Annotated in this window: 16 protein-coding genes; 11 read left to right on the top strand and 5 right to left on the bottom strand. The window is 59.4% G+C overall.

What is annotated here, in order from left to right; translation table 11 throughout:
• Positions 1 to 128: 128 nt before the first annotated feature.
• Complete coding sequence (locus tag QD336_RS08955; RefSeq protein ID WP_499170302.1) at positions 129 to 905, bottom strand: 3-hydroxybutyrate dehydrogenase; 777 nt, start codon at positions 903 to 905, stop codon at positions 129 to 131.
• A 208-nt stretch (positions 906 to 1,113) separates the two neighbouring features.
• On the opposite strand from QD336_RS08955, the gene QD336_RS08950 reads away from it, so the two are divergent.
• The 4 genes from QD336_RS08950 (at position 1,114) to sbmA (ending at position 5,935) form a co-directional block, all read left to right on the top strand.
• Positions 1,114 to 2,175, top strand: a complete 1,062-nt coding sequence (locus QD336_RS08950; protein WP_499170300.1) for an LLM class flavin-dependent oxidoreductase — start codon at positions 1,114 to 1,116, stop codon at positions 2,173 to 2,175.
• A gap of 54 nt (positions 2,176 to 2,229) precedes the next feature.
• Complete coding sequence (gene map / locus QD336_RS08945) at positions 2,230 to 2,982, top strand: type I methionyl aminopeptidase (RefSeq protein ID WP_499170299.1); 753 nt, start codon at positions 2,230 to 2,232, stop codon at positions 2,980 to 2,982.
• A gap of 312 nt (positions 2,983 to 3,294) precedes the next feature.
• Positions 3,295 to 4,485, top strand: a complete 1,191-nt coding sequence (locus tag QD336_RS08940; RefSeq protein ID WP_499170297.1) for an MFS transporter — start codon at positions 3,295 to 3,297, stop codon at positions 4,483 to 4,485.
• 181 nt (positions 4,486 to 4,666) lie between these two features.
• Positions 4,667 to 5,935 (top strand): peptide antibiotic transporter SbmA, encoded by a 1,269-nt coding sequence (sbmA, locus tag QD336_RS08935; protein ID WP_499170296.1) that lies wholly within the window; start codon positions 4,667 to 4,669, stop codon positions 5,933 to 5,935.
• 55 nt (positions 5,936 to 5,990) lie between these two features.
• On the opposite strand, the gene QD336_RS08930 is transcribed toward sbmA, so the two are convergent.
• Entirely contained in the window at positions 5,991 to 6,974 is a 984-nt protein-coding gene (locus tag QD336_RS08930; protein WP_499170294.1) for a polysaccharide deacetylase family protein, read from the bottom strand.
• A gap of 150 nt (positions 6,975 to 7,124) precedes the next feature.
• On the opposite strand from QD336_RS08930, the gene QD336_RS08925 reads away from it, so the two are divergent.
• The 5 genes from QD336_RS08925 (at position 7,125) to QD336_RS08905 (ending at position 11,650) form a co-directional block, all read left to right on the top strand.
• Positions 7,125 to 7,709 (top strand): NnrU family protein, encoded by a 585-nt coding sequence (locus QD336_RS08925; protein WP_269340437.1) that lies wholly within the window; start codon positions 7,125 to 7,127, stop codon positions 7,707 to 7,709.
• 154 nt (positions 7,710 to 7,863) lie between these two features.
• Positions 7,864 to 8,535: a tetratricopeptide repeat protein gene (locus tag QD336_RS08920; RefSeq protein ID WP_269340438.1), complete on the top strand. Its 672-nt coding sequence runs from the start codon at positions 7,864 to 7,866 to the stop codon at positions 8,533 to 8,535.
• Positions 8,536 to 8,668: 133 nt separating this feature from the next.
• On the top strand, positions 8,669 to 10,099 hold the full coding sequence (gene der / locus QD336_RS08915) for a ribosome biogenesis GTPase Der (RefSeq protein WP_269340439.1): 1,431 nt from the start codon (positions 8,669 to 8,671) through the stop codon (positions 10,097 to 10,099).
• A gap of 209 nt (positions 10,100 to 10,308) precedes the next feature.
• The gene (locus tag QD336_RS08910) at positions 10,309 to 10,917 is read left to right on the top strand and encodes a DUF2026 domain-containing protein (protein WP_269340440.1); all 609 of its coding nucleotides are present in this window, start codon (positions 10,309 to 10,311) and stop codon (positions 10,915 to 10,917) included.
• A 121-nt stretch (positions 10,918 to 11,038) separates the two neighbouring features.
• Positions 11,039 to 11,650 carry a hypothetical protein gene (locus QD336_RS08905; protein WP_499170292.1) on the top strand — a complete coding sequence of 204 codons (612 nt, stop codon included), beginning with the start codon at positions 11,039 to 11,041 and terminating at the stop codon, positions 11,648 to 11,650.
• 189 nt (positions 11,651 to 11,839) lie between these two features.
• Here the strand turns inward: QD336_RS08905 and QD336_RS08900 are convergent, their stop codons facing one another.
• Positions 11,840 to 12,889 carry a bifunctional monoglucosyl/glucuronosyl diacylglycerol synthase gene (locus QD336_RS08900; RefSeq protein WP_499170290.1) on the bottom strand — a complete coding sequence of 350 codons (1,050 nt, stop codon included), beginning with the start codon at positions 12,887 to 12,889 and terminating at the stop codon, positions 11,840 to 11,842.
• Between the two features lie 254 nt (positions 12,890 to 13,143).
• Entirely contained in the window at positions 13,144 to 14,064 is a 921-nt protein-coding gene (locus tag QD336_RS08895; protein WP_499170288.1) for a sugar kinase, read from the bottom strand.
• 155 nt (positions 14,065 to 14,219) lie between these two features.
• On the opposite strand from QD336_RS08895, the gene bglA reads away from it, so the two are divergent.
• Positions 14,220 to 15,884 carry a beta-galactosidase BglA gene (bglA, locus tag QD336_RS08890; protein ID WP_499170286.1) on the top strand — a complete coding sequence of 555 codons (1,665 nt, stop codon included), beginning with the start codon at positions 14,220 to 14,222 and terminating at the stop codon, positions 15,882 to 15,884.
• Positions 15,881 to 16,333, top strand: coding sequence for an aminoglycoside 6'-N-acetyltransferase (gene aac(6') / locus QD336_RS08885; RefSeq protein WP_499170284.1), 453 nt, complete (start codon positions 15,881 to 15,883; stop codon positions 16,331 to 16,333). The genes bglA and aac(6') overlap by 4 nt, the downstream gene beginning before the upstream one ends.
• 96 nt (positions 16,334 to 16,429) lie before the next feature.
• Here aac(6') and ade read toward each other — a convergent pair whose 3' ends face one another.
• Positions 16,430 to 18,124: an adenine deaminase gene (gene ade / locus QD336_RS08880; protein WP_269340450.1), complete on the bottom strand. Its 1,695-nt coding sequence runs from the start codon at positions 18,122 to 18,124 to the stop codon at positions 16,430 to 16,432.
• Positions 18,125 to 18,379: the final 255 nt, after the last annotated feature.

Raw genomic sequence — 18,379 nt, 5'->3', positions numbered from 1 at the left:
TGCTGTGTTGACCGGCTATCGAGCCGGTTTCTTGTCATTGTCCCTGCACATCTATGCACGCCCGAGCCTGCATATCGATTTCCGTTTTGGCAATTCATTGTTTCCATAACGGAAAGAAAGTCCGGCAATTATTGCGCCGTCCAGCCGCCATCCACGGAAATATGGGTGCCGGTGATGTTGCTCGCCGCATCGCTTGCCAGAAACAGGGCAGCAGTGGCGACGTCATCGACGGTGACGAATTGTTTGGTCGCCTGCAACTCCAGCATCACGTCGTTTTTCACCGCCTCTTCGCTGATGCCGCGCACCTTGGCCATTTCCGGTATCTGCTTTTCGACCAGCGGGGTCAGCACGTAACCGGGACAGATGGCGTTGACGGTGACGCCGGTCTGGGCAAGCTCAAGCGCTGCCGTCTTCGTCAGGCCCATGATGCCGTGTTTGGCCGCCACATAGGCCGATTTGAACGGCGAGGCGACAAGGCCGTGGGCCGAGGAAATGTTGATGATGCGGCCTTTGCCAGCCTTTTTCATCAGCGGTATCGCGGCGCGCATGGTATGGAAGGAACTGGTCAGATTGATGGCGATGATCCAGTCCCATTTTTCCGTCGGGAACTCCTCGATGGGCGCGATGTGCTGGATACCGGCATTGTTGATGAGCACATCCACCGAGCCGAGCTTTTCGTGCGAGGATTGAATGAGATCGGCGATCTCGTCCGGTTTCGTCATATCTGCGGGGTGGTAAAGCACGCGTCCGCCGCTTTCGGCTTCAAGCAGAAGGCGCAGTTTTTCGATCTCGTCTTCGTCGCCAAAGCCGTTCAGCACGATATTGGCGCCGTCGCGCGCAAATCGCTGCGCAATGCCGAGGCCAATACCGCTTGTGGAGCCTGTCACGATAACTGTCCGATGCATGCTTTCCCCTTTTTGCATTACTTCGCACATATTTAAGCAGGTTATGCCCAAAGGGGGCGGGCTGGCAATCGCCATTTCGGGGGAGGGTGCCGGCGTGGTAAATCCGGCTGCGCCCATCCATTTTTTCGAAGCTAAGCTTCCAGATTTTGCGTTTGTCTGAAAGACCGTCCGTCCCTATCTCTCAGACAAGCAAACAGAGGTATCGTTTATGGAACTCGGTCTTTACACATTCGCGGATGTCAATCCCAATCCCGCCGATGGCCGCGGCCCGGAAGGCGCGCGCCGGCTCAAACATCTTCTTGAGGAAATCGAGCTTGCGGATCAGGTCGGGCTTGATGTGTTCGGGCTGGGTGAGCATCACCGCCCGGATTATGTCGTCTCCTCGCCTTCCACCGTGCTTGCGGCGGCGGCGGTGAAGACGAAGAACATCCGCCTGACGAGCGCCGTCTCGGTGCTCAGCTCGGATGACCCGGTGCGCGTATTCCAGCAATTCTCGACTGTCGACCTCCTGTCGAACGGCCGTGCCGAGATCATGGCCGGGCGTGGTTCCTTCATCGAATCCTACCCGCTGTTCGGTTATGATCTCGAAGATTACGACGTGCTCTTTGCCGAGAAGCTCGATCTGCTTCTGGCGCTGCGCGAACAGGAAATCGTCACCTGGTCCGGCACCAAACATCCGGCCATCAACGGGCGCGGGGTTTATCCGCGTCCGCTTCAGGAACGTCTGCCGGTGTGGATCGCCGTCGGCGGCACACCGCAATCGGTGGCGCGGGCCGGTGCCATGGGCCTGCCGGTAGCGCTTGCCATCATCGGTGGCGAATATCGACGTTTTGCGCCGCTGTTCGATCTCTATCATGAGGCGGCCCGCCGGGCGGGTCAGGAAAAGACGAAGCTGCGCACCAGCATCAACGTCCATGGTTTTATTGCCGATACGACCGACAAGGCCGCCGACCAGTTTTACGGCCCGCAGGCGGAGGTGATGAACCGCATCGGCCGCGAGCGCGGCTGGGGACCGACGAACCGTGCCCATTTCGATGCCGCGCGTGGACCGGAAGGCAATCTCTTTCTTGGCGAGCCGGAACTGGTGGCGGAAAAGATCATCAAGGCACATGGCGTCTTCAAGAATGACCGCTTCCTGCTGCAGATGGCCATCGGCCTGATGCCGCATGATCAGATCATGCGCGGCATCGAGCTTTATGGTACGAAAGTCGCCCCTATCGTCAGAAAAGAATTGACGGGGAGCGCCGATCCGGTGAAAGCCACGGCCTGATGATTACCAAGGCGGGCGTTTTCAGACCCGCCGGTTAGAACGACGGACAGAGACATGGTCATTTCCACCGAAGAAGAACTGGTTCTGCTGAAGGATATCGGCCGCCTGTGTGCGGTCGCCATGCAGACCATGGCGGACGCGCTGGAACCCGGCATCACCACGGCCGAGCTGGATGCGATCGGCCGCAAGGTGCTGGAAGATAACGATGCGCAATCGGCGCCGGAATTCTGCTACAAATTTCCCGGCGCGACCTGCATCAGCGTTAACGAGGAAGTGGCCCACGGCATTCCGGGGCCACGCATCATCAAGGCGGGCGATCTCGTCAATATCGATGTCTCGGCGGTGAAGAACGGCTTTTTCGGTGATACGGGTTCGTCCTTCGCCGTGCCGCCGGTGAAAAAGGAAATCGAGCGACTGTGCCGCGATGGCAAGCGCGCCATGTGGACCGGTCTGCAACAGGTGAAAACCGGACGGCCCTTCGCCGATATCGGCAACGCCATCGGCGCTTTTGCCAAAAAGAACCGCTATACGCTGATCACCAATCTGGCGAGCCACGGCATTGGCCGGTCGCTGCATGAGGAGCCAAAGGAACTGGCGACCTGGCCGGACAAGGACGAGCGGCGCATCATGCAGGAAGGCATGGTCTTCACCGTCGAGCCGTTTCTTTCGACGGGCGCCTATTGGGCCGAGGATGGCGACGACGATCCGTGGACGCTCTATAGCGATCCGAGCGCGCCGACGGTGCAATATGAGCATACCGTGGTGGCGACGAAGAACGGGCCGCTGGTGCTGACGCTTGCTGAGTGACAGCTAAACCTCTTCTCCGTCACCCTTGCTCCTAACGTAGGAGCGAGCGGGTGCGGCATATTTCTTCTCCCCGCCTGGGAGAAGTCCGCGGCAGCGGGATGAGGGGGCGAGGGTAGAGATATTCGGCAACGTTTCCCGCTCATCCGACCCTTCGGGCCACCTTCTCCCCGGCGGGGAGAAGAAACAAGCGGCGGCGGCATTGGAAGACCTGCATTGTTGCCGATGTTCGCCGAGTGACCGATAAAAGCGGCTTATAACGCCGATCAAAATAACTCGTTTGTCCCTTATCCGCCCGGTTGCGATAAGCCACGCATGAGCATCGACAAGCCACTTTCCGCCACACATCTGACCGCGCTTGGTTTCGCAGGCGCCCTCATGATGGCCTCCGCCATGGGTTTCGGCCGTTTTTCCTTTACCCCCATCCTGCCCGGTATGATGGCCGATGTGCCGCTCTCGGCGGGGGATGCCGGAATTGTCGCGGCCGGAAATTTCGCCGGGTATCTGGCGGGTGCGGTTCTCGCCGCCTATTCATGGGGCTCTGGGCGGGAGCGGCTGGTTGCCCTTTGCGGCCTGTTTTCCACGGCTGCGCTGCTGTTGGCCATGGCTGTCGTCAATTCGGTTGCGGCCTTCGTCGTCATCCGGTTTCTGGCCGGCGTTGCCAGTGCAATGACCATGATCTTCACCTCGCAGATCGTCATCGGCCATGCCGCAAAAGCCGGCCGGGATAGTGTGCAGGCGCTGCATTATGGCGGTGTCGGTGCCGGCGTCGCGATTTCATCGCTGGTGGTCTATCTGATCGGTGTGGTTTTTGATGGCGGCGGATCCTCCTGGAGAGAGGAGTGGATCGCCGGAGCCGTCTTTTCCTTCGTCACACTTCTTCTCGTCTTCCGGGTGCTGCCCGCAGGCCCGCCGCGGCATGCTTCTTCGGCAGCGGAGCCGCCGCTTAGCTGGACGCGGCCGCTGTTCCTGACGACGCTGGCCTATGGGCTGTTTGGTTTCGGTTATGTCATTACCGCCACCTTCATCGTGGCGATCGCCCGCATGGCGGCAGCTGGCGCTTTCGTGGAGTTTCTCGCCTGGTTCATCACCGGCTGTGCCGCCGCCGTTTCGCTTTTCCTCTGGAAACCGGTCCTGAAGTCGCAGGGGTTGAAGCGGGCTTTCGTGATCGTTCTCGCCGTCGAGGCCGTGGGTGTCTTCGCCTCCGTTATGCTGCCGCCGGTGGCCGGCGTGCTGGCCGGCGGCCTGCTTCTCGGGCTGACCTTCATGGTCATCACCGCCTATGGCCTGCAGCTCGGGCGGGAATTTGCCGGTCCGAGCCCGCGTCGTGCCTTTGCTCTGATGACGGCCGCCTTCGGCACGGGCCAGATCGTCGGGCCTCTGGCCGCCGGCTGGATTGCCGAGGTAACGGGAAGTTTCACCGCCCCCAGCATTCTCGCTTCCGCCGTGCTCGTTGTCAGTATTCTCCTGATGCTGCCGGTGCTTGCCATGGAAGGGCGGCGCTAGGCCATCGGTCGTCTTTTCGGTATTTCACCGGTGTTTCATCACGGTTCGTTTCGTCAACTTCGCCTTACATCTTGTTAAGGTCAGCGCTTCTCCGTTGCTGTGCACAAATTTCTGCCCTAGGTTCGGGCCAATAAGTGCTTCGCCAATAATGGCTGATTTCAAACGCGCGTGAGTTCGAAACGTGTTTCATTCCTTCTTTCCCAAGCCGAAAGCTTTCTTTGCCTCCGCCATCGTTTGGGCCTTCTTCGCCATTCTTGCCTGGTATTTCATCGTTGAAAGGGTAGGGGCGTCCTGGGGCTACGTGATGCCCGAGCAGGAACCCTACGATCTCAGTTATTTTCTGGTTCCCGCAAATCTGTTCTTTTACGGCTATATCGCGTCGTGCCTGGCGTTATTCGGCGTCGTCTGGACTGTCATCGCCAGAGATCACCCCTGGAAGCTCTGGTCTATCTGGGGATCGCTGCTGATTATTGCGGTGACCTATTTTGGCGTTCAGATTTCTGTCGTCATCAATAATTTCCGGCGGCCTTTCGGTGACCTTCTGCAAAATGCCCTTTCCAAACAGCCGGGTATTGAAGTTTGGGATTTCTACAGCCTTCAGATCGTCTTCGCCAAGATCGCTTTTCTCAGCATGGCGGTTTCGATCCTGACGGATTTCTTCACCAGCCACTATATCTTCCGCTGGCGAACCGCGATGAACGACTTCTACATGTCCAAGTGGGAAAAGCTGCGCCACATCGAAGGTGCTTCCCAGCGCGTTCAAGAAGATACGATGCGATTCTCCTCCACGCTGGAGGCATTGGGCATCACCCTGATCAATTCGGTAATGACACTCGTCGTTTTCCTGCCGATCCTGTTTGCGCTGTCTTCCTATGTCTCCGAATTGCCGATTATCGGCGAAGTGCCGCATGCGCTGTTTTGGCTGGCGATCGTCTGGTCCATATTCGGTACGGTGCTTTTGGCAACGGTGGGCATCAAACTGCCCGGTTTGAACTTCCGCAATCAGCGTGTGGAAGCCGCCTATCGTAAAGAACTTGTCTATGGCGAGGATCACGCCGACCGCGCCCAGCCGCCAACAGTCAAGGAGCTCTATTCCAATGTGCGGAAGAACTATTTCCGCATGTACTGGCACTATCTCTATTTCAACGTGGCGCGGTATTTCTACATTCAGGCCGATGCGGTGTTCCTGCTCCTGATGCTTGTTCCCACCATCGTCGCCGGCAAGATCACCTATGGTATCTACCAGCAGATCGCCACGGCCTTCGGCCAGGTCAGTAATTCGTTCCAGTATCTGGTCAACTCCTGGACGACGATCATTGAACTGCTTTCCATTCACAAGCGTCTTGTCGCCTTCGAAGCGGCGATCGACGACAAGCCCCTGCCTGATATCGACGTGCGTTATCTGCAGCGGGAAGCAGAAGCCGGTGAACTGGCGGCCAACAAGCCCTAACGAAAACAAAAAAGGCGGCCGGATGGCCGCCTTTTTTGTTGGGTTCCAAGAGGTTTCAGCCCTCGGTCTTCTGCTTCTTGCGCGCCTCGATCATCGGCATCGCCTCGGCATAACTCACACAGGCCACATCCTGCTTCTGGCAGACTTCGCGCAGCAGCCGCTCATAGGCGTTCCAATAGGCGCCGCCATTCATCTTCACGAAGTGAAAGCCCATCTGCAGCGGAATGCGCTCGCCATTATATTGCCTGTCGAATGCATTGCGGAAGGCCGTATAGGCGCGTTCCTCGAATTCCCCGGCACGATCCGGCGTTTCGACGCCGATGGAGTGGCGGATGAAGAGATTGTAGTCCATGGCGATGATCGGCCGGTTGCCCGGACCTTCGGGAATGAGCGGCAGGCCGAAATGCTGGATGCCTTCGCGCTCCACCGGCCATTCCGGCCCCTTGGTGATGCTGGTGGCGTCGTAAACGAAATGGTGCTTTTTCTGCGCGGTGGTCAGCGCCGATCCCTGCGAGAGATAGGGCGCGCGGAAGCCGTTGATGTTCTTCACCATCTCGCGCCAGCCTTCGGGCTCTTCACCCTTCTTGCCGATCATCTGCCAGGCGTTTTCCAGCGTGCTGGTGAAGGTGGTGAATTCGCCGTCCCATTGTTCGGCAGACCACCCCCCGCCATCGAAATGGCCGCAGGTGTGGTTGCCAATCTCGTGACCTTCTCGATAGGCCGCCCAGATGTTTCTAAGCCTCGTCTCCACCTCTTCCGGCGACTGGCCGAAACCGACATTGGAGCGGCCGGCCTTCTGGCCGGGGCCCTGATAGGTCTTGGCGCTGGTCTTCCTGTCCATCACCAGCGTACAGGCGAGAAAATAGGTGAAATGCCCGCCGACCTGCTTTGCCGTCGCCCGGCTTCTTTCCCACAGCGTATTGTCGCCCGCACCGTCGAAGGACACGATGACGAGCTGCTTCGGCTTCTGCGCCTCTTCGGCAAAAACGGGAAGGGCGGCGAGAAGCGACAGGGAAAAAGCGGCAAAGGGGCGAAACATCAGTTATCCGTCATATGAAACACCGTGGCCTTTTGCGGGTGGAATAAGGCGAAGCTTTGAATAGTCTGGCGTTTTCATGACTTTCAGCCTAATTCCTGTTCTTAGCTGCGGTGATAGGACCGCATTCGTTCCATCGGGGGACCGTGTTCCATGATTTTTCTCGCACTCTGTCTTGCCTTGTTCCTGCTGACCCATCTTTTGAAGGTGGTCGCACCGCAATTTCGCACCCGCATGATCGCAACGATGGGGGAGGGGCCTTTCAAGGGCGTTTATTCCCTCGTCAGCCTCATCACGCTCGGCCTCGTCATCTATGCCTTCGGCGAAGCGCGGCAGGAGACGGGCATGCTCTGGTATCCGCCGGTCTGGATGAGCCACATCGCCGTGACCCTGATGCTGCTGGCGATGATCTGTCTGGTCGCCAGCCTCATCCCGGCTGGCCATATCGCAACCAAGACCAAACATCCGATGGTTCTTTCGGTCAAGATCTGGGCGCTCGCGCATCTTCTGGCCAATGGCGAGACGTCCTCGATCCTGCTCTTCGCATCGTTCCTCGCCTGGGGTGTGGTGATGCGGATTTCGCTGAAGCGGCGGGAAAGGGCAGGCGAAAAGGTGGTCCGCGACTTCGTTTCAGGCCGCTATGATCTTATCGCCATTGTCGGCGGCATCGTTCTCTGGGGTGCTTTCATCCTGAAACTGCACGAATGGTTGATCGGCGTTCAGCCCATCGCGATGTAGGAAATCAACGTTTCCCCCTTACATATCAGGCAAAATAGGCTAGAAGGCCGACCAAGACCCGGTCGGCCGCTTTTTGCTGATCCGGGTAAGCGGCTTGGTATGTCCGCGAACGGATGGATCGGAAACGATCTCCGCGCGGGTAACGGAGAATTTGATGGCAAACGAAAATGATACCTTTATCCGCGAAGTGAACGAGCAGATCCGCTCCGAGCAGCTGTCGCGCTTCTGGGGCCGGTACGGTATCGTGGTCGTGGGTGCGGCCATTCTCGTGGTTGTTGGTGCCGCCGGCGCCGGTATCTACGAATATTGGAACACCAGCCGCGCGTCCAACTCCGGCGACCAGTTCCTGGCGGCGCTGAAGCTTGCTTCGGAAAACAAGACGGATGAGGCACTGAAGGCCTTCGCCGATCTCGAAACCTCCGGTCACGGCAATTATCCGGTTCTGGCGAAATTCCGTTCCGCCACGCTGCTTTCGCAGAAGGGCGATGCGGCTGGCGCGATTGCCGCCTTCACCGCCATCGGCAACGACACTTCCGCGCCGCAGGTCTTCCGCGATACGGCCAAGGTGCGCGCCGCCTGGCTGCTGGTTGACAACGGCACCTATGACCAGGTCGTTGCGCTGGCCGAGCCGCTCAGCGCCGAAGGCCAGACCATGCGCGCTTCCGCGCGTGAAGCTCTGGGCCTTGCCGCCTACAAGGCCGGCGATTTCGCCAAGGCCAAACAATGGTTCGAGCAGATTATCAGCGACACGCAGGCCCCGCGCAACGTGACGAACCGCGCGCAGATCATGCTCGACAATATCACCGCTTCCGGCAAGGCTGCTTAACGTCGCCTCGCCACGCGAGATCGCCCCGGCATTTCTTCGCATTGCCAAAGCGATCCAACTCTTTATTTTACGCATGTCCTTTGCCCAAAACAGATAACGTTTTGGGCAGACTTGCTTCAAGGAACCGAGATCAATGAGCTTCACCGTCGCCATAGTCGGGCGCCCCAATGTCGGCAAGTCCACGCTTTTCAACCGTCTGGTCGGAAAGAAACTGGCCTTGGTGGATGACACGCCGGGCGTGACCCGCGACCGCCGCCCCGGCGAGGCGAAGCTCGTCGACCTGCGTTTCACCATCATCGATACCGCCGGTCTGGAGCAATCCGGGCCGGAAACGCTTCAGGGCCGCATGTGGGCGCAGACCGAAGCGGCAATCGACGACGCCGATGTGACGCTGTTCGTCGTGGACGCCAAGGCGGGCCTGACGCCGGCCGACGAGACGCTGGCGGAAATGCTGCGCCGTCGCGGCAAGCCGGTGGTGCTGGTGGCCAACAAGTCCGAAGCGCGCGGTTCCGATGCCGGTTTCTACGACGCCTTCACCCTCGGTCTCGGTGATCCCTGCCCGATTTCGGCCGAACACGGTCAGGGCATGATCGACCTGCGCGACGCCATTGTCGAGGCAATCGGCGAAGACGTGGCCTTCCCGCCCGAGGTGGATGAGGCGGAGACGGATATTGTGCTTCCGCGCACTGAGCCTGGCAGCGAGGAAGAGGAAGACGAAGAGCCGGTTTATGACGAGACCAAGCCGCTGCGCGTTGCCATCATCGGCCGGCCGAATGCGGGCAAGTCGACGCTCATCAACCGCTTCCTCGGTGAAGACCGGCTTTTGACCGGCCCGGAAGCCGGCATTACCCGCGACAGTATCTCGGTCGAATGGGACTGGCGTGGCCGCACCATCAAGATGTTCGACACTGCCGGCATGCGCCGCAAGGCCAAGGTGACGGAGAAGCTGGAAAAGCTTTCGGTTGCGGATTCGCTGCGCTCCATCCGTTTTGCGGAAACTGTCGTCATCGTGTTCGACAGCACCATCCCGTTCGAAAAGCAGGATCTGCAGCTGGTCGATCTCGTCATCCGCGAAGGCCGCGCCGCCGTGCTCGCCTTCAACAAGTGGGATCTGGTCGAAGACCCGCAGGCCTATCTGGCTGACCTGCGTGAAAAGACCGAGCGTCTCTTGCCGCAGGCACGTGGCATCCGCGCCGTGCCGATCTCCGGCCAGACGGGTTATGGCCTCGACCGGCTGATGCAGAACATCATCGATACGGACAAGGTCTGGAACCGCCGCATCTCGACAGCCCGTCTCAACCGCTGGCTGGATGCGCAGACCACGCAGCATCCGCCGCCGGCCGTTTCCGGCCGCCGCCTGAAGCTGAAATATATGACGCAGGTGAAGGCCCGCCCGCCGGCCTTCATGATCTCCTGCACCCGTCCGGAGGCTATTCCGGAGAGCTATACGCGTTATCTGGTCAATGGCCTGCGCAAGGATTTCGACATGCCGGGCGTGCCGATCCGCGTGCATTATCGTGGCTCGGACAATCCGTTCGAGAGCAAGGCCAAGAAGCGGCGGTGACCGGCCTTCGGTTTTGAGGCACGGCGTTGCGGCGTATTTCTTCTCCCCGTGGGGGAGAAGGTGGCCCGAAGGGCCGGATGAGGGGGCAACCCCTCCGTATATCTCAACCGTCGCCCCCTCATCCCGCTGCCGCGGACTTCTCCCCGGCGGGGAGAAGAAACAAGCGGCGGACGCTCGCCCAACGACACGTGTTTGAAGAGTAAAAGACCATGCTGATCAAGCAGACCGACTATCACCGGATTTACCGGGTCATCAACAGCCTGCTCATCAGCCAGAATGCCGATCCCGCCTCGGCCTCCATGTATTTCAGCACCTTCGGTGCTTTCATCCTGCAGCAGCATTACAAGGTGAAGGCGGTGCCGAAGGGTGGGCTTGCCGCCTATAATCTTGGCGGAAAGGTCCTGTTGTTCGCAGATCATCGCGAAGACGGTTATGTGACGGGTGCGGGTGAGAATTTCCATTGCTGGGTCGAGGCCGACGGCTGGGCTATCGATTTCATGGCGCCCGCTTTTTCTGAGGGTGCGGATGCGCTTGCGGTGCCGGCAAAGATGTTCCAGCGGCCGCTCTCGGCCATGGCGGCCTCGATCAACGATCTCGGGCAATCGGGTGATTTCTTCTATCGCTCCGAGCCCGAAGCGACAGCCAGGCGCTTTGCCGACTGGCACAAGCACGCAATGATCGGCGATATGGCGAGCGTTGCCGCCAACTGGTTCCGCAAATCCCCCAAGCAGATGGCCGCATCGCTTTCGGTGACCGACCGGGACGGCAAGGCGCGGACCGTGCCGCTTTCCGGTGAAATGCTGACTGGAGCCTGGTGACGGCAGATTCCGCCGCAGGATGGTGATCGCGACGGTTTTGGCAGCAAAACGCCTTTTGATTAAAAGGGCCAATAGCTGTTACAAAGACCGGGCTGCAACAGGGACGGGATCGACGTGTGCTATGGCCGATGACACCATTTCAATAAGCTTCACACCAGACCCGAAACATGTTCCCGCTTATGTCTACGGCTATCAAAATCAGGCCTATGAAAATTACAGCATGATTTTCGACAGGTCCTGGGCTCGCCATTTTGCCACGGAAAGAGTCAGGCTCTCGATATTTGCGGGACTGGCTGCCGGTTTCATCTATTCCCTGAGTTTGCCGTGGTTTCCGGGCGTCTGGCCGGTGGTCGGTTATTGGGTTTTTGCGCCCGCACCGTTTGTGGCTCTCGCCGTCTGGTTCATTATCTGGCGGGGCTCGAGATGGGAGATGAAATCCTATTACGAGACCCTGGCACACTGGAATATCGCCCATGAGCTGATGTATTCACCTCAAATACAGGTCGAGATCGGGCCCCAGGGCTATAAGCAGGTCACACGACTGGACACCGTGCAGCTGAGCTGGGCACGTTATCATCTTGCCATCACGCCGCCGGACAGTCTGGTGCTGGTTTTCCACGGCACGGTGGTCGTCATACCCAGCAGTGCCTTGCCGATGGCGTCAAAGGATGTTGTCGAGAAGATCAACGAATGGTGCACGGCCCAGCAAAAAGAGCTTCTTCCTTTGTCCTGAAGCGGCATCTCTGTGGCTGGCGGTGTATCGTTGAAAAACAGGACGGCCAGCGTGTTCTCGCGGCAGCCGCCTGACGTCAATCAGCAGCCCGACCCCGTTCTAAAGATAACGGCAGTCGCGTCCTGATCGCCTTGTGACACTCCCGCACCGTTTCGTCCACCGTTCCCCGAGAAAATATCGGGGATCACCTCATGCAAGCTGCGAGCGCGACAGCAGCGGCAGGGTTTTGCCGGCGGCGTGGATGACATTGTCGAGGAATTGTTTTGAGGCCTTTTCCCAGCTGTAGCTTTTGGAAAGCGCCAGAGCCTCCTGCGGCGAGCAATGCAGCGCTGCCAGACAGGCATCGCGAAGATTGTGATCCAGCGCTCCCGCACCCGGATTGCCGCCGAGAATGTCTATCGGCCCGGTGACGGGGAAGGCGGCCACGGGCACGCCGCTTGCCAGCGCTTCGAGAATGGTGTTGCCGAATGTATCGGTCTTCGAGGGGAAAACGAAGACATCGGCCTGCGCATAGGCGTCGGCGAGGTCTTCACCCGTCTTAATGCCGGTGAACAGCACATCCGGATATTTTTCCTGCAATTCCCGACGGGCAGGGCCGTCGCCGATGACGACCTTCGAGCCCGGCAGGTCGAGTTCCAGGAATTCCGGCAGGTTCTTCTCCACCGCCACACGACCCACCGTCATGAAGATCGGCCGTGGCAGGTCGAAAGGAAGCTTCGTCTTCGGGCGTGGATGGAAAAGCTCGGCGTCAATACCGCGGCTCCAGCGCTTCAGGTTGCGCACGCCGCGGGCTTCCAGTTCGGTCTCAAGGCTCGGAGTCGCCACCATGCAGGTGTTGCCGCCATTGTGGAACCAGCGCACGAAAGCGTAAAGCCAGCTTTCCGGGACAGGGAAACGTGCCGCGACATATTCCGGGAAGCGGGTGTGATAGCTGGTGGAAAACCGCATGCGGTTCTTCACACACCAGCGCCGCGCCATGAAGCCCAGCGGCCCTTCCGTCGCGATATGCACGAAGGAGGGCTGGCTTTTTTCAATCTCCGCCGCCACGCGGCGATATCCGGCGACCGACAGGCGGATTTCCGGATAGGTGGGGCAGGGGATGCTGTAGAAACTCTGCGGCGTGACCATGCGCACATCGACACCGAGCCGCGCCAGTTCGGTATTGGTGTTTTCAATCGAGCGAACCACGCCGTTGACCTGCGGGTGCCAGGCATCTGTGACAATCGTGATTCTCGTCATGAAACACTGATCCTGCTCATCTGCGCACAGGCGAATCCCCATTGCCCGGCTTCTGCCCGTATATGCGGGGTGCGTGTTACAGGATCATGTCAGGGTGTGTGACGGTGGGGAAGTGGGGTTTTTGTACAGTCGAAAGGGTGCCAGATAACGTAATTATCGGCATCAGTGCGGCATATCTGAAACGTGCGGGTGTCCGTGATGCTCTCTTCTGCCCTCATCCCTGTGCTTGTCACAGGAATGAGGGGTAGAGGGGGCTATCCCACCAGCGGAAGCAGCTCGGGGCTGATCAGCGCGCCGTGGTGGCCGATGACGGTTGCGGCGGCCTTTGCGGCGAAGGTGGCGGCCTCTTCGGGAGAACTGCCGGTCACATAACGCGCGAGGAAGGCGCCGTTGAAGCTGTCGCCGGCGCTTGTTGTATCGACCACTTCCACGGCTTTCATCGCCGGGGCATGGCTGCGGTTGCCGCCGAAATCGAGCGTCGCGCCCTTGGCACCGTCCTTCACGACGATATTTTTGACATCGAGCGCACGGTAGCGGTCGATGGTCGCTTCCACGGAAACGTCGCCGAAATGGCTGGCCTCGTCATCGAAGCTCGGCATGACCAGCGTTGCGGCGCGGGCACCGTTGGAGATCGTCTCCAGCATCACATCCCTGTCGGCCCAGAGGCGCGGGCGGATGTTGGGATCGAAGACCACCAGCTTGCCGGCCGCCTTGGCGCGGCGCAGCTCTGCGAGGAATGTATCGACATCATGCGCGGAGGCGAGAATGGCGAGCGTGATGCCGGAGAAATAGACCACATCGGCGCTTTCCACCGTCCTGCGCAGATGATCCGCATCCGCGGCCAGCTGTCTTGCGGCGGCGGCATTGCGCCAGTAGCTGAAGGTGCGTTCGCCATCCTTCAGGTTGATGAGGTAAAGGCCGGGTGTGCCGCCCTTGATGCGGCGGATTTTTTCCGTGCCGATGCCGGCTTCCGTGATGAAGGCCAGCATGTCTTCCGACAGCGGATCGTCGCCGAGCGCGGTGAAATAATCGACTGACCAGTCTTCCGGCAGGCAGGCGCGGGCATACCAGGCGGTATTGAACGTATCCCCGGCGAAACCCTTGCGCAGCAGCCCGTTGCCGGCCTGCGACAGTTCCACCATGCATTCGCCAATCGACAGAAACCGTCCGCCCACGCCGTCATCCTCCCGTTTTTTCCAGCCATGCGGCTTACGACGAGTGCGCGCCGCTGACAAGGGCGGTTCTGGCCGTTTGTGCATGTGCGAAGTTCCGGTTTACGCGGACGCAGCGGCTTTATATTCTCCGGCGAGACACCCTCAGGAGATCGCCGATGACGCTGCCCCATGCCCCGGTCCATAAATCTCACGCACAATCGGACTGGTGGAAGGGGGCGGTGATCTATCAGGTCTATCCGCGCTCGTTTCAGGACACGACCGGCGACGGTTACGGCGATCTTGCCGGGGTGACGAAACGGCTGCCCTATATCGCCTCGCTCGGTGTGGATGGCATCTGGCTCTCGCCCTTCTTCACCTCGCCCATGGCCGATATGGGTTATGATGTTTCCGATTATTGCAATGTCGATCCGATGTTCGGCACGCTTGCCGATTTCGACGCCCTGATGGCCGAGGCGCACCGGCTGGGGCTGAAGGTCATCATCGATCAGGTCATTTCGCACACGTCAGACCAGCACCCATGGTTCGTGGACAGCCGCGCCAGCCGCACCAACAGCAAGGCCGACTGGTATGTCTGGGCCAATCCCAAACCGGATGGCACGGCGCCGACAAACTGGCTTTCCGTGTTCGGCGGCCCGGCATGGGAATGGGACGGCGTGCGCAAGCAATATTACATGCACAGCTTCCTCGCCTCGCAGCCGGACCTCAATTTCCACAATCCCGAGGTTCAGGATGCGCTGCTGGAGACCGTGCGTTTCTGGCTTGATCGCGGTGTGGATGGTTTCCGGCTCGATACCGTCAACCATTATTTCCATGACAAGCTTTTGCGCGACAACCCGCCGCTTTACGATGAGGAAAGCTTTGGTCTCGATGCATCCGACGTCAATCCCTATGGCATGCAGGACCATCTTTACGACAAGACGCGGCCGGAAAACGTGGCTTTCCTGAAGCGCTTCCGCGCGTTGCTCGATGAATATGAGGACCGGGCCACGGTGGGCGAAGTGGGCGACGGGGCGCGGTCGCTGAAGACGGTGGCGGCCTATACGTCCGGCAATGACAAGCTCAACATGTGTTATACGTTCGATCTGCTGGGGCCGGATTTCAGCGCGAAGCACCTGCGTGCATCGGTCGAGACTTTCGGCAAGATCGTCAAGGACGGCTGGGTGTGCTGGGCCTTTTCCAACCATGATGTGGTGCGCCATCTCAGCCGTTTTTCCGAAAGCGTGGAGGAGCAGACACGGGTGGCGAAACTCGCCATCTGCGTTCTTTCCAGCCTGCGCGGCTCCATATGTCTCTATCAGGGCGAGGAACTGGGGCTGACCGAGGCCGAACTTGCCTTCGAGGATCTGCGCGACCCCTATGGCATCCGCTTCTGGCCCGCCTTCAAGGGCCGCGACGGATGCCGCACGCCGATGGTGTGGGAGACCGGTAAACCCAATGCCGGATTCTCAAGCGCCGAAAAGCCGTGGCTGCCGGTGCCCTATGTGCATGCCATGCAGGCCGTGGATGCGCAGGAGCGCAAGCCGGACTCGGTTCTCAACCATTATCGCGCCGTCCTGTCGTTCCGCAAAAGCCATGGCGCGCTGCGCGACGGCGATATGCACTTCATCAAGACCAATCTCGATGTGCTGGCCTTCACGCGCCAGAAGGGCGATGAAAAACTGCTGTTCGTTTTCAACCTGACCCGCGAAGCGGTGGAATTTCCCGTGCCAAAGGCCATGCGTGTCACAGATATCCTGCCGATGCCGGGGTTTTCACCGCTCTATGATGCGGGGATCGTCAAGCTCGACGGGCTGGATGTGTTTTGCGGGATCGTTGCGTGAGCGGGCAATTTCTTGTCAGAAACGCTGCGGATTATCAGGACGACTGGTGCCTTTTGCGACACCGGCTGTGGCCGGATACCGTGCCCGCCGAACATAGGGCAGAGTTGCAGGCCGTCTCCGAAACCGGGGCTGGATTTATCGTCCATGATCCGGCTGGAGTGGCTGTTGGTTTTGCCGAAGTCAGCCTGCGGCGGGATTACGTCAATGGTTGCGATACCTCGCCCGTGGCGTTTCTCGAGGGAATCTATGTCGAGGAGGCGTTTCGCAGACAGGGCGTTGCCGCAGCGCTGGTGGAGGAGGTGACCCGCTGGGCCACCGGCCAGGGCGTCAGCGAGCTTGCGTCCGATGCCGATATTGCAAATGTCGATTCCCATCGCATGCATGCGGCGCTGGGGTTTGAGGAGACGGAGCGGGTGGTTTATTTCCGCAAGCGGCTGTCCCTGGATTGAAGGTGGAATATAACGTTTTTTGCCAAACCCTCATTCTTGTGACAAGCACAGGAATGAGGGTTTGGCGTTTCATCCCGCCGAGATATTTCCCGTCTGTCAGATCAGCGCAAACCGATCCACATCCACCATGCCCTTATCCGAAATCTTCAGGTGCGGAATGACGGGCAGTGGCAGGAAGGCCACCTGCAGGAAGGGCTCCTCCAGCGTCGTGCCGAGCGCGTAGGCGGCCTTGCGCAGGGTGTGCAGCGTATCGCGCACCGTCTCGTAAGGTTCGAGGCTCATGAGCCCGGCGACGGGCAGCGCGATTTCGCCTGTCACCTTGCCGTCCTCCACCACGACGAAACCGCCCTTGATTTCACCGAGCCGGTTGGCGGCCCGCGCCATGTCGTCTTCGTTCACGCCGACAACGCAGATATTGTGGCTGTCATGGCCGACGGTGGAGGCGATGGCGCCCTTTTTCAGGCCGAAGCCCTGCACGAAACCATTGGCGTGGTTGCCGTTCTTGCCATGCCGTTCGATGACGGCGACCTTGATGATGTCATTCTCGAGATCGACGGTCGTCTGGTTGCCGTCCGTCGGCAGCTTGTAGCGGCGGTGCTCGGTGATGATCTTGCCGGGAAGTACGCCCATGACAGGAGTTTCGCCTTCCGTGACCGGTACGCCGAAATGGGAGGCGAGCACCGGCCTTGCCTTGACGCTGTCGAGACCGACGGGCGCCACCGGCTTGCGCGTGGCAAACAGGGCGTCATCAACGATGCGGCCGCCGGAAAAGACCATGCTGGCCTTGCAGTTCTGCAGGCTGTCGACGACCACGAGATCGGCGCGCCAGCCCGGCGCGACAAGGCCGCGATCACGCAGGCCGAAGGCTTTCGCGGCGGAAATCGAGGCCGCACGATAGATGGCGAGCGGTTCCACGCCGCTGGCGATCGCAGTGCGGATCATATAGTCGAGATGGCCCTGTTCGGCTATATCGAGCGGGTTGCGATCATCCGTGCAGAGCGCCAGATAGGGTGACAGGCGCTCGGTGATGATTGGCATCAGGGCATGCAGGTCCTTCGAGACGGAGCCTTCACGCACCAGAATATGCATGCCCTTGCGGATTTTTTCGAGCGCTTCGGCAGCGCTCGTGCATTCATGTTCGGTGCGGATGCCGGCCGAGAGATAACCGTTCAGCGCCGTTCCCGAGAGAAGCGGCGCGTGCCCGTCGATATGCTGGCCCTGAAAGGCCTCGAGCTTCGCCATGCAGACCGGGTCCTTGTGGATGACGCCCGGGAAATTCATGAATTCCGCAAGTCCGATGACCTTCGGATGATTGCGGAACGGCAGCAGCTTTTCGATCGGCAGATCGGCGCCTGCGGTCTCCAGATGCGTGGCGGGCACGCAGGAGGACAGCTGCACGCGAATGTCCATGATGGTTTCGAGCGCGCTGTCGAGGAAGAACTGAAGCCCTTCCGTGCCCAGCACATTGGCAATCTCATGCGGGTCGCAGATGGCGGTGGTAACCCCGTAGGGCAGAACGCAGCGGTCGAATTCATGCGGCGTGACGAGCGAGGATTCGATATGGAGATGTGTATCGATGAAACCCGGAACGACGATTTTTCCGGAAATGTCGATTTCCCGGCGGCCTTTGTAATTCGCCGAGGTTCCGACGATGGTGTCGCCGCAAATGGCAATATCCGATGCAACGAGTTCTCCGGTGACGAGGTCGAAGAAGCGTCCGCCCTTGAGAACCATATCCGCCGGTTCGCGGCCCGTACCCTGATCGATGCGCGTTTCGAGTTTTGAGTTCATGCGGGTTTCTTCGGCTCCTGATCTACGTGGTATGCGAGAACTTTTATTATTTACATTCTCAGGTTGCTTCTTGGTCTATTCGGACTGATTCTTCGGGTTTTAAATATATCCGGAGTAAAAAATTTTCATATTTATGCTATCTAATCGTCGAAGGTCCAAGTTTAGGCGCTGCCGGGAAGGCTCAACTTCACCTTTATATTTCAGCCGGTCCAGCGCCGACGTTTTTACGAATTGCGGCTTCAGGTTATCATTCCC

This window comes from Rhizobium sp. BR 250 (assembly GCF_047445855.1).
Lineage (GTDB): Bacteria > Pseudomonadota > Alphaproteobacteria > Rhizobiales > Rhizobiaceae > Agrobacterium > Agrobacterium tumefaciens_I.
Note: the sequence above shows the minus strand (reverse complement) of the source record. Positions and strands in the feature narration are given on the sequence as shown.

Excerpts from the sequence above, each read along its gene's own strand:
- QD336_RS08955 (WP_499170302.1), bottom strand. The coding sequence starts at position 905 with ATGCATCGGACAGTTATCGTGACAGGCTCCACAAGCGGTATTGGCCTC.
- QD336_RS08950 (WP_499170300.1), top strand. The coding sequence starts at position 1,114 with ATGGAACTCGGTCTTTACACATTCGCGGATGTCAATCCCAATCCCGCC.
- map (WP_499170299.1), top strand. The coding sequence starts at position 2,230 with ATGGTCATTTCCACCGAAGAAGAACTGGTTCTGCTGAAGGATATCGGC.
- QD336_RS08940 (WP_499170297.1), top strand. The coding sequence starts at position 3,295 with ATGAGCATCGACAAGCCACTTTCCGCCACACATCTGACCGCGCTTGGT.
- QD336_RS08930 (WP_499170294.1), bottom strand. The coding sequence starts at position 6,974 with ATGTTTCGCCCCTTTGCCGCTTTTTCCCTGTCGCTTCTCGCCGCCCTT.
- QD336_RS08925 (WP_269340437.1), top strand. The coding sequence starts at position 7,125 with ATGATTTTTCTCGCACTCTGTCTTGCCTTGTTCCTGCTGACCCATCTT.
- QD336_RS08920 (WP_269340438.1), top strand. The coding sequence starts at position 7,864 with ATGGCAAACGAAAATGATACCTTTATCCGCGAAGTGAACGAGCAGATC.
- der (WP_269340439.1), top strand. The coding sequence starts at position 8,669 with ATGAGCTTCACCGTCGCCATAGTCGGGCGCCCCAATGTCGGCAAGTCC.
- QD336_RS08910 (WP_269340440.1), top strand. The coding sequence starts at position 10,309 with ATGCTGATCAAGCAGACCGACTATCACCGGATTTACCGGGTCATCAAC.
- QD336_RS08905 (WP_499170292.1), top strand. The coding sequence starts at position 11,039 with ATGGCCGATGACACCATTTCAATAAGCTTCACACCAGACCCGAAACAT.
- QD336_RS08900 (WP_499170290.1), bottom strand. The coding sequence starts at position 12,889 with ATGACGAGAATCACGATTGTCACAGATGCCTGGCACCCGCAGGTCAAC.
- bglA (WP_499170286.1), top strand. The coding sequence starts at position 14,220 with ATGACGCTGCCCCATGCCCCGGTCCATAAATCTCACGCACAATCGGAC.
- ade (WP_269340450.1), bottom strand. The coding sequence starts at position 18,124 with ATGAACTCAAAACTCGAAACGCGCATCGATCAGGGTACGGGCCGCGAA.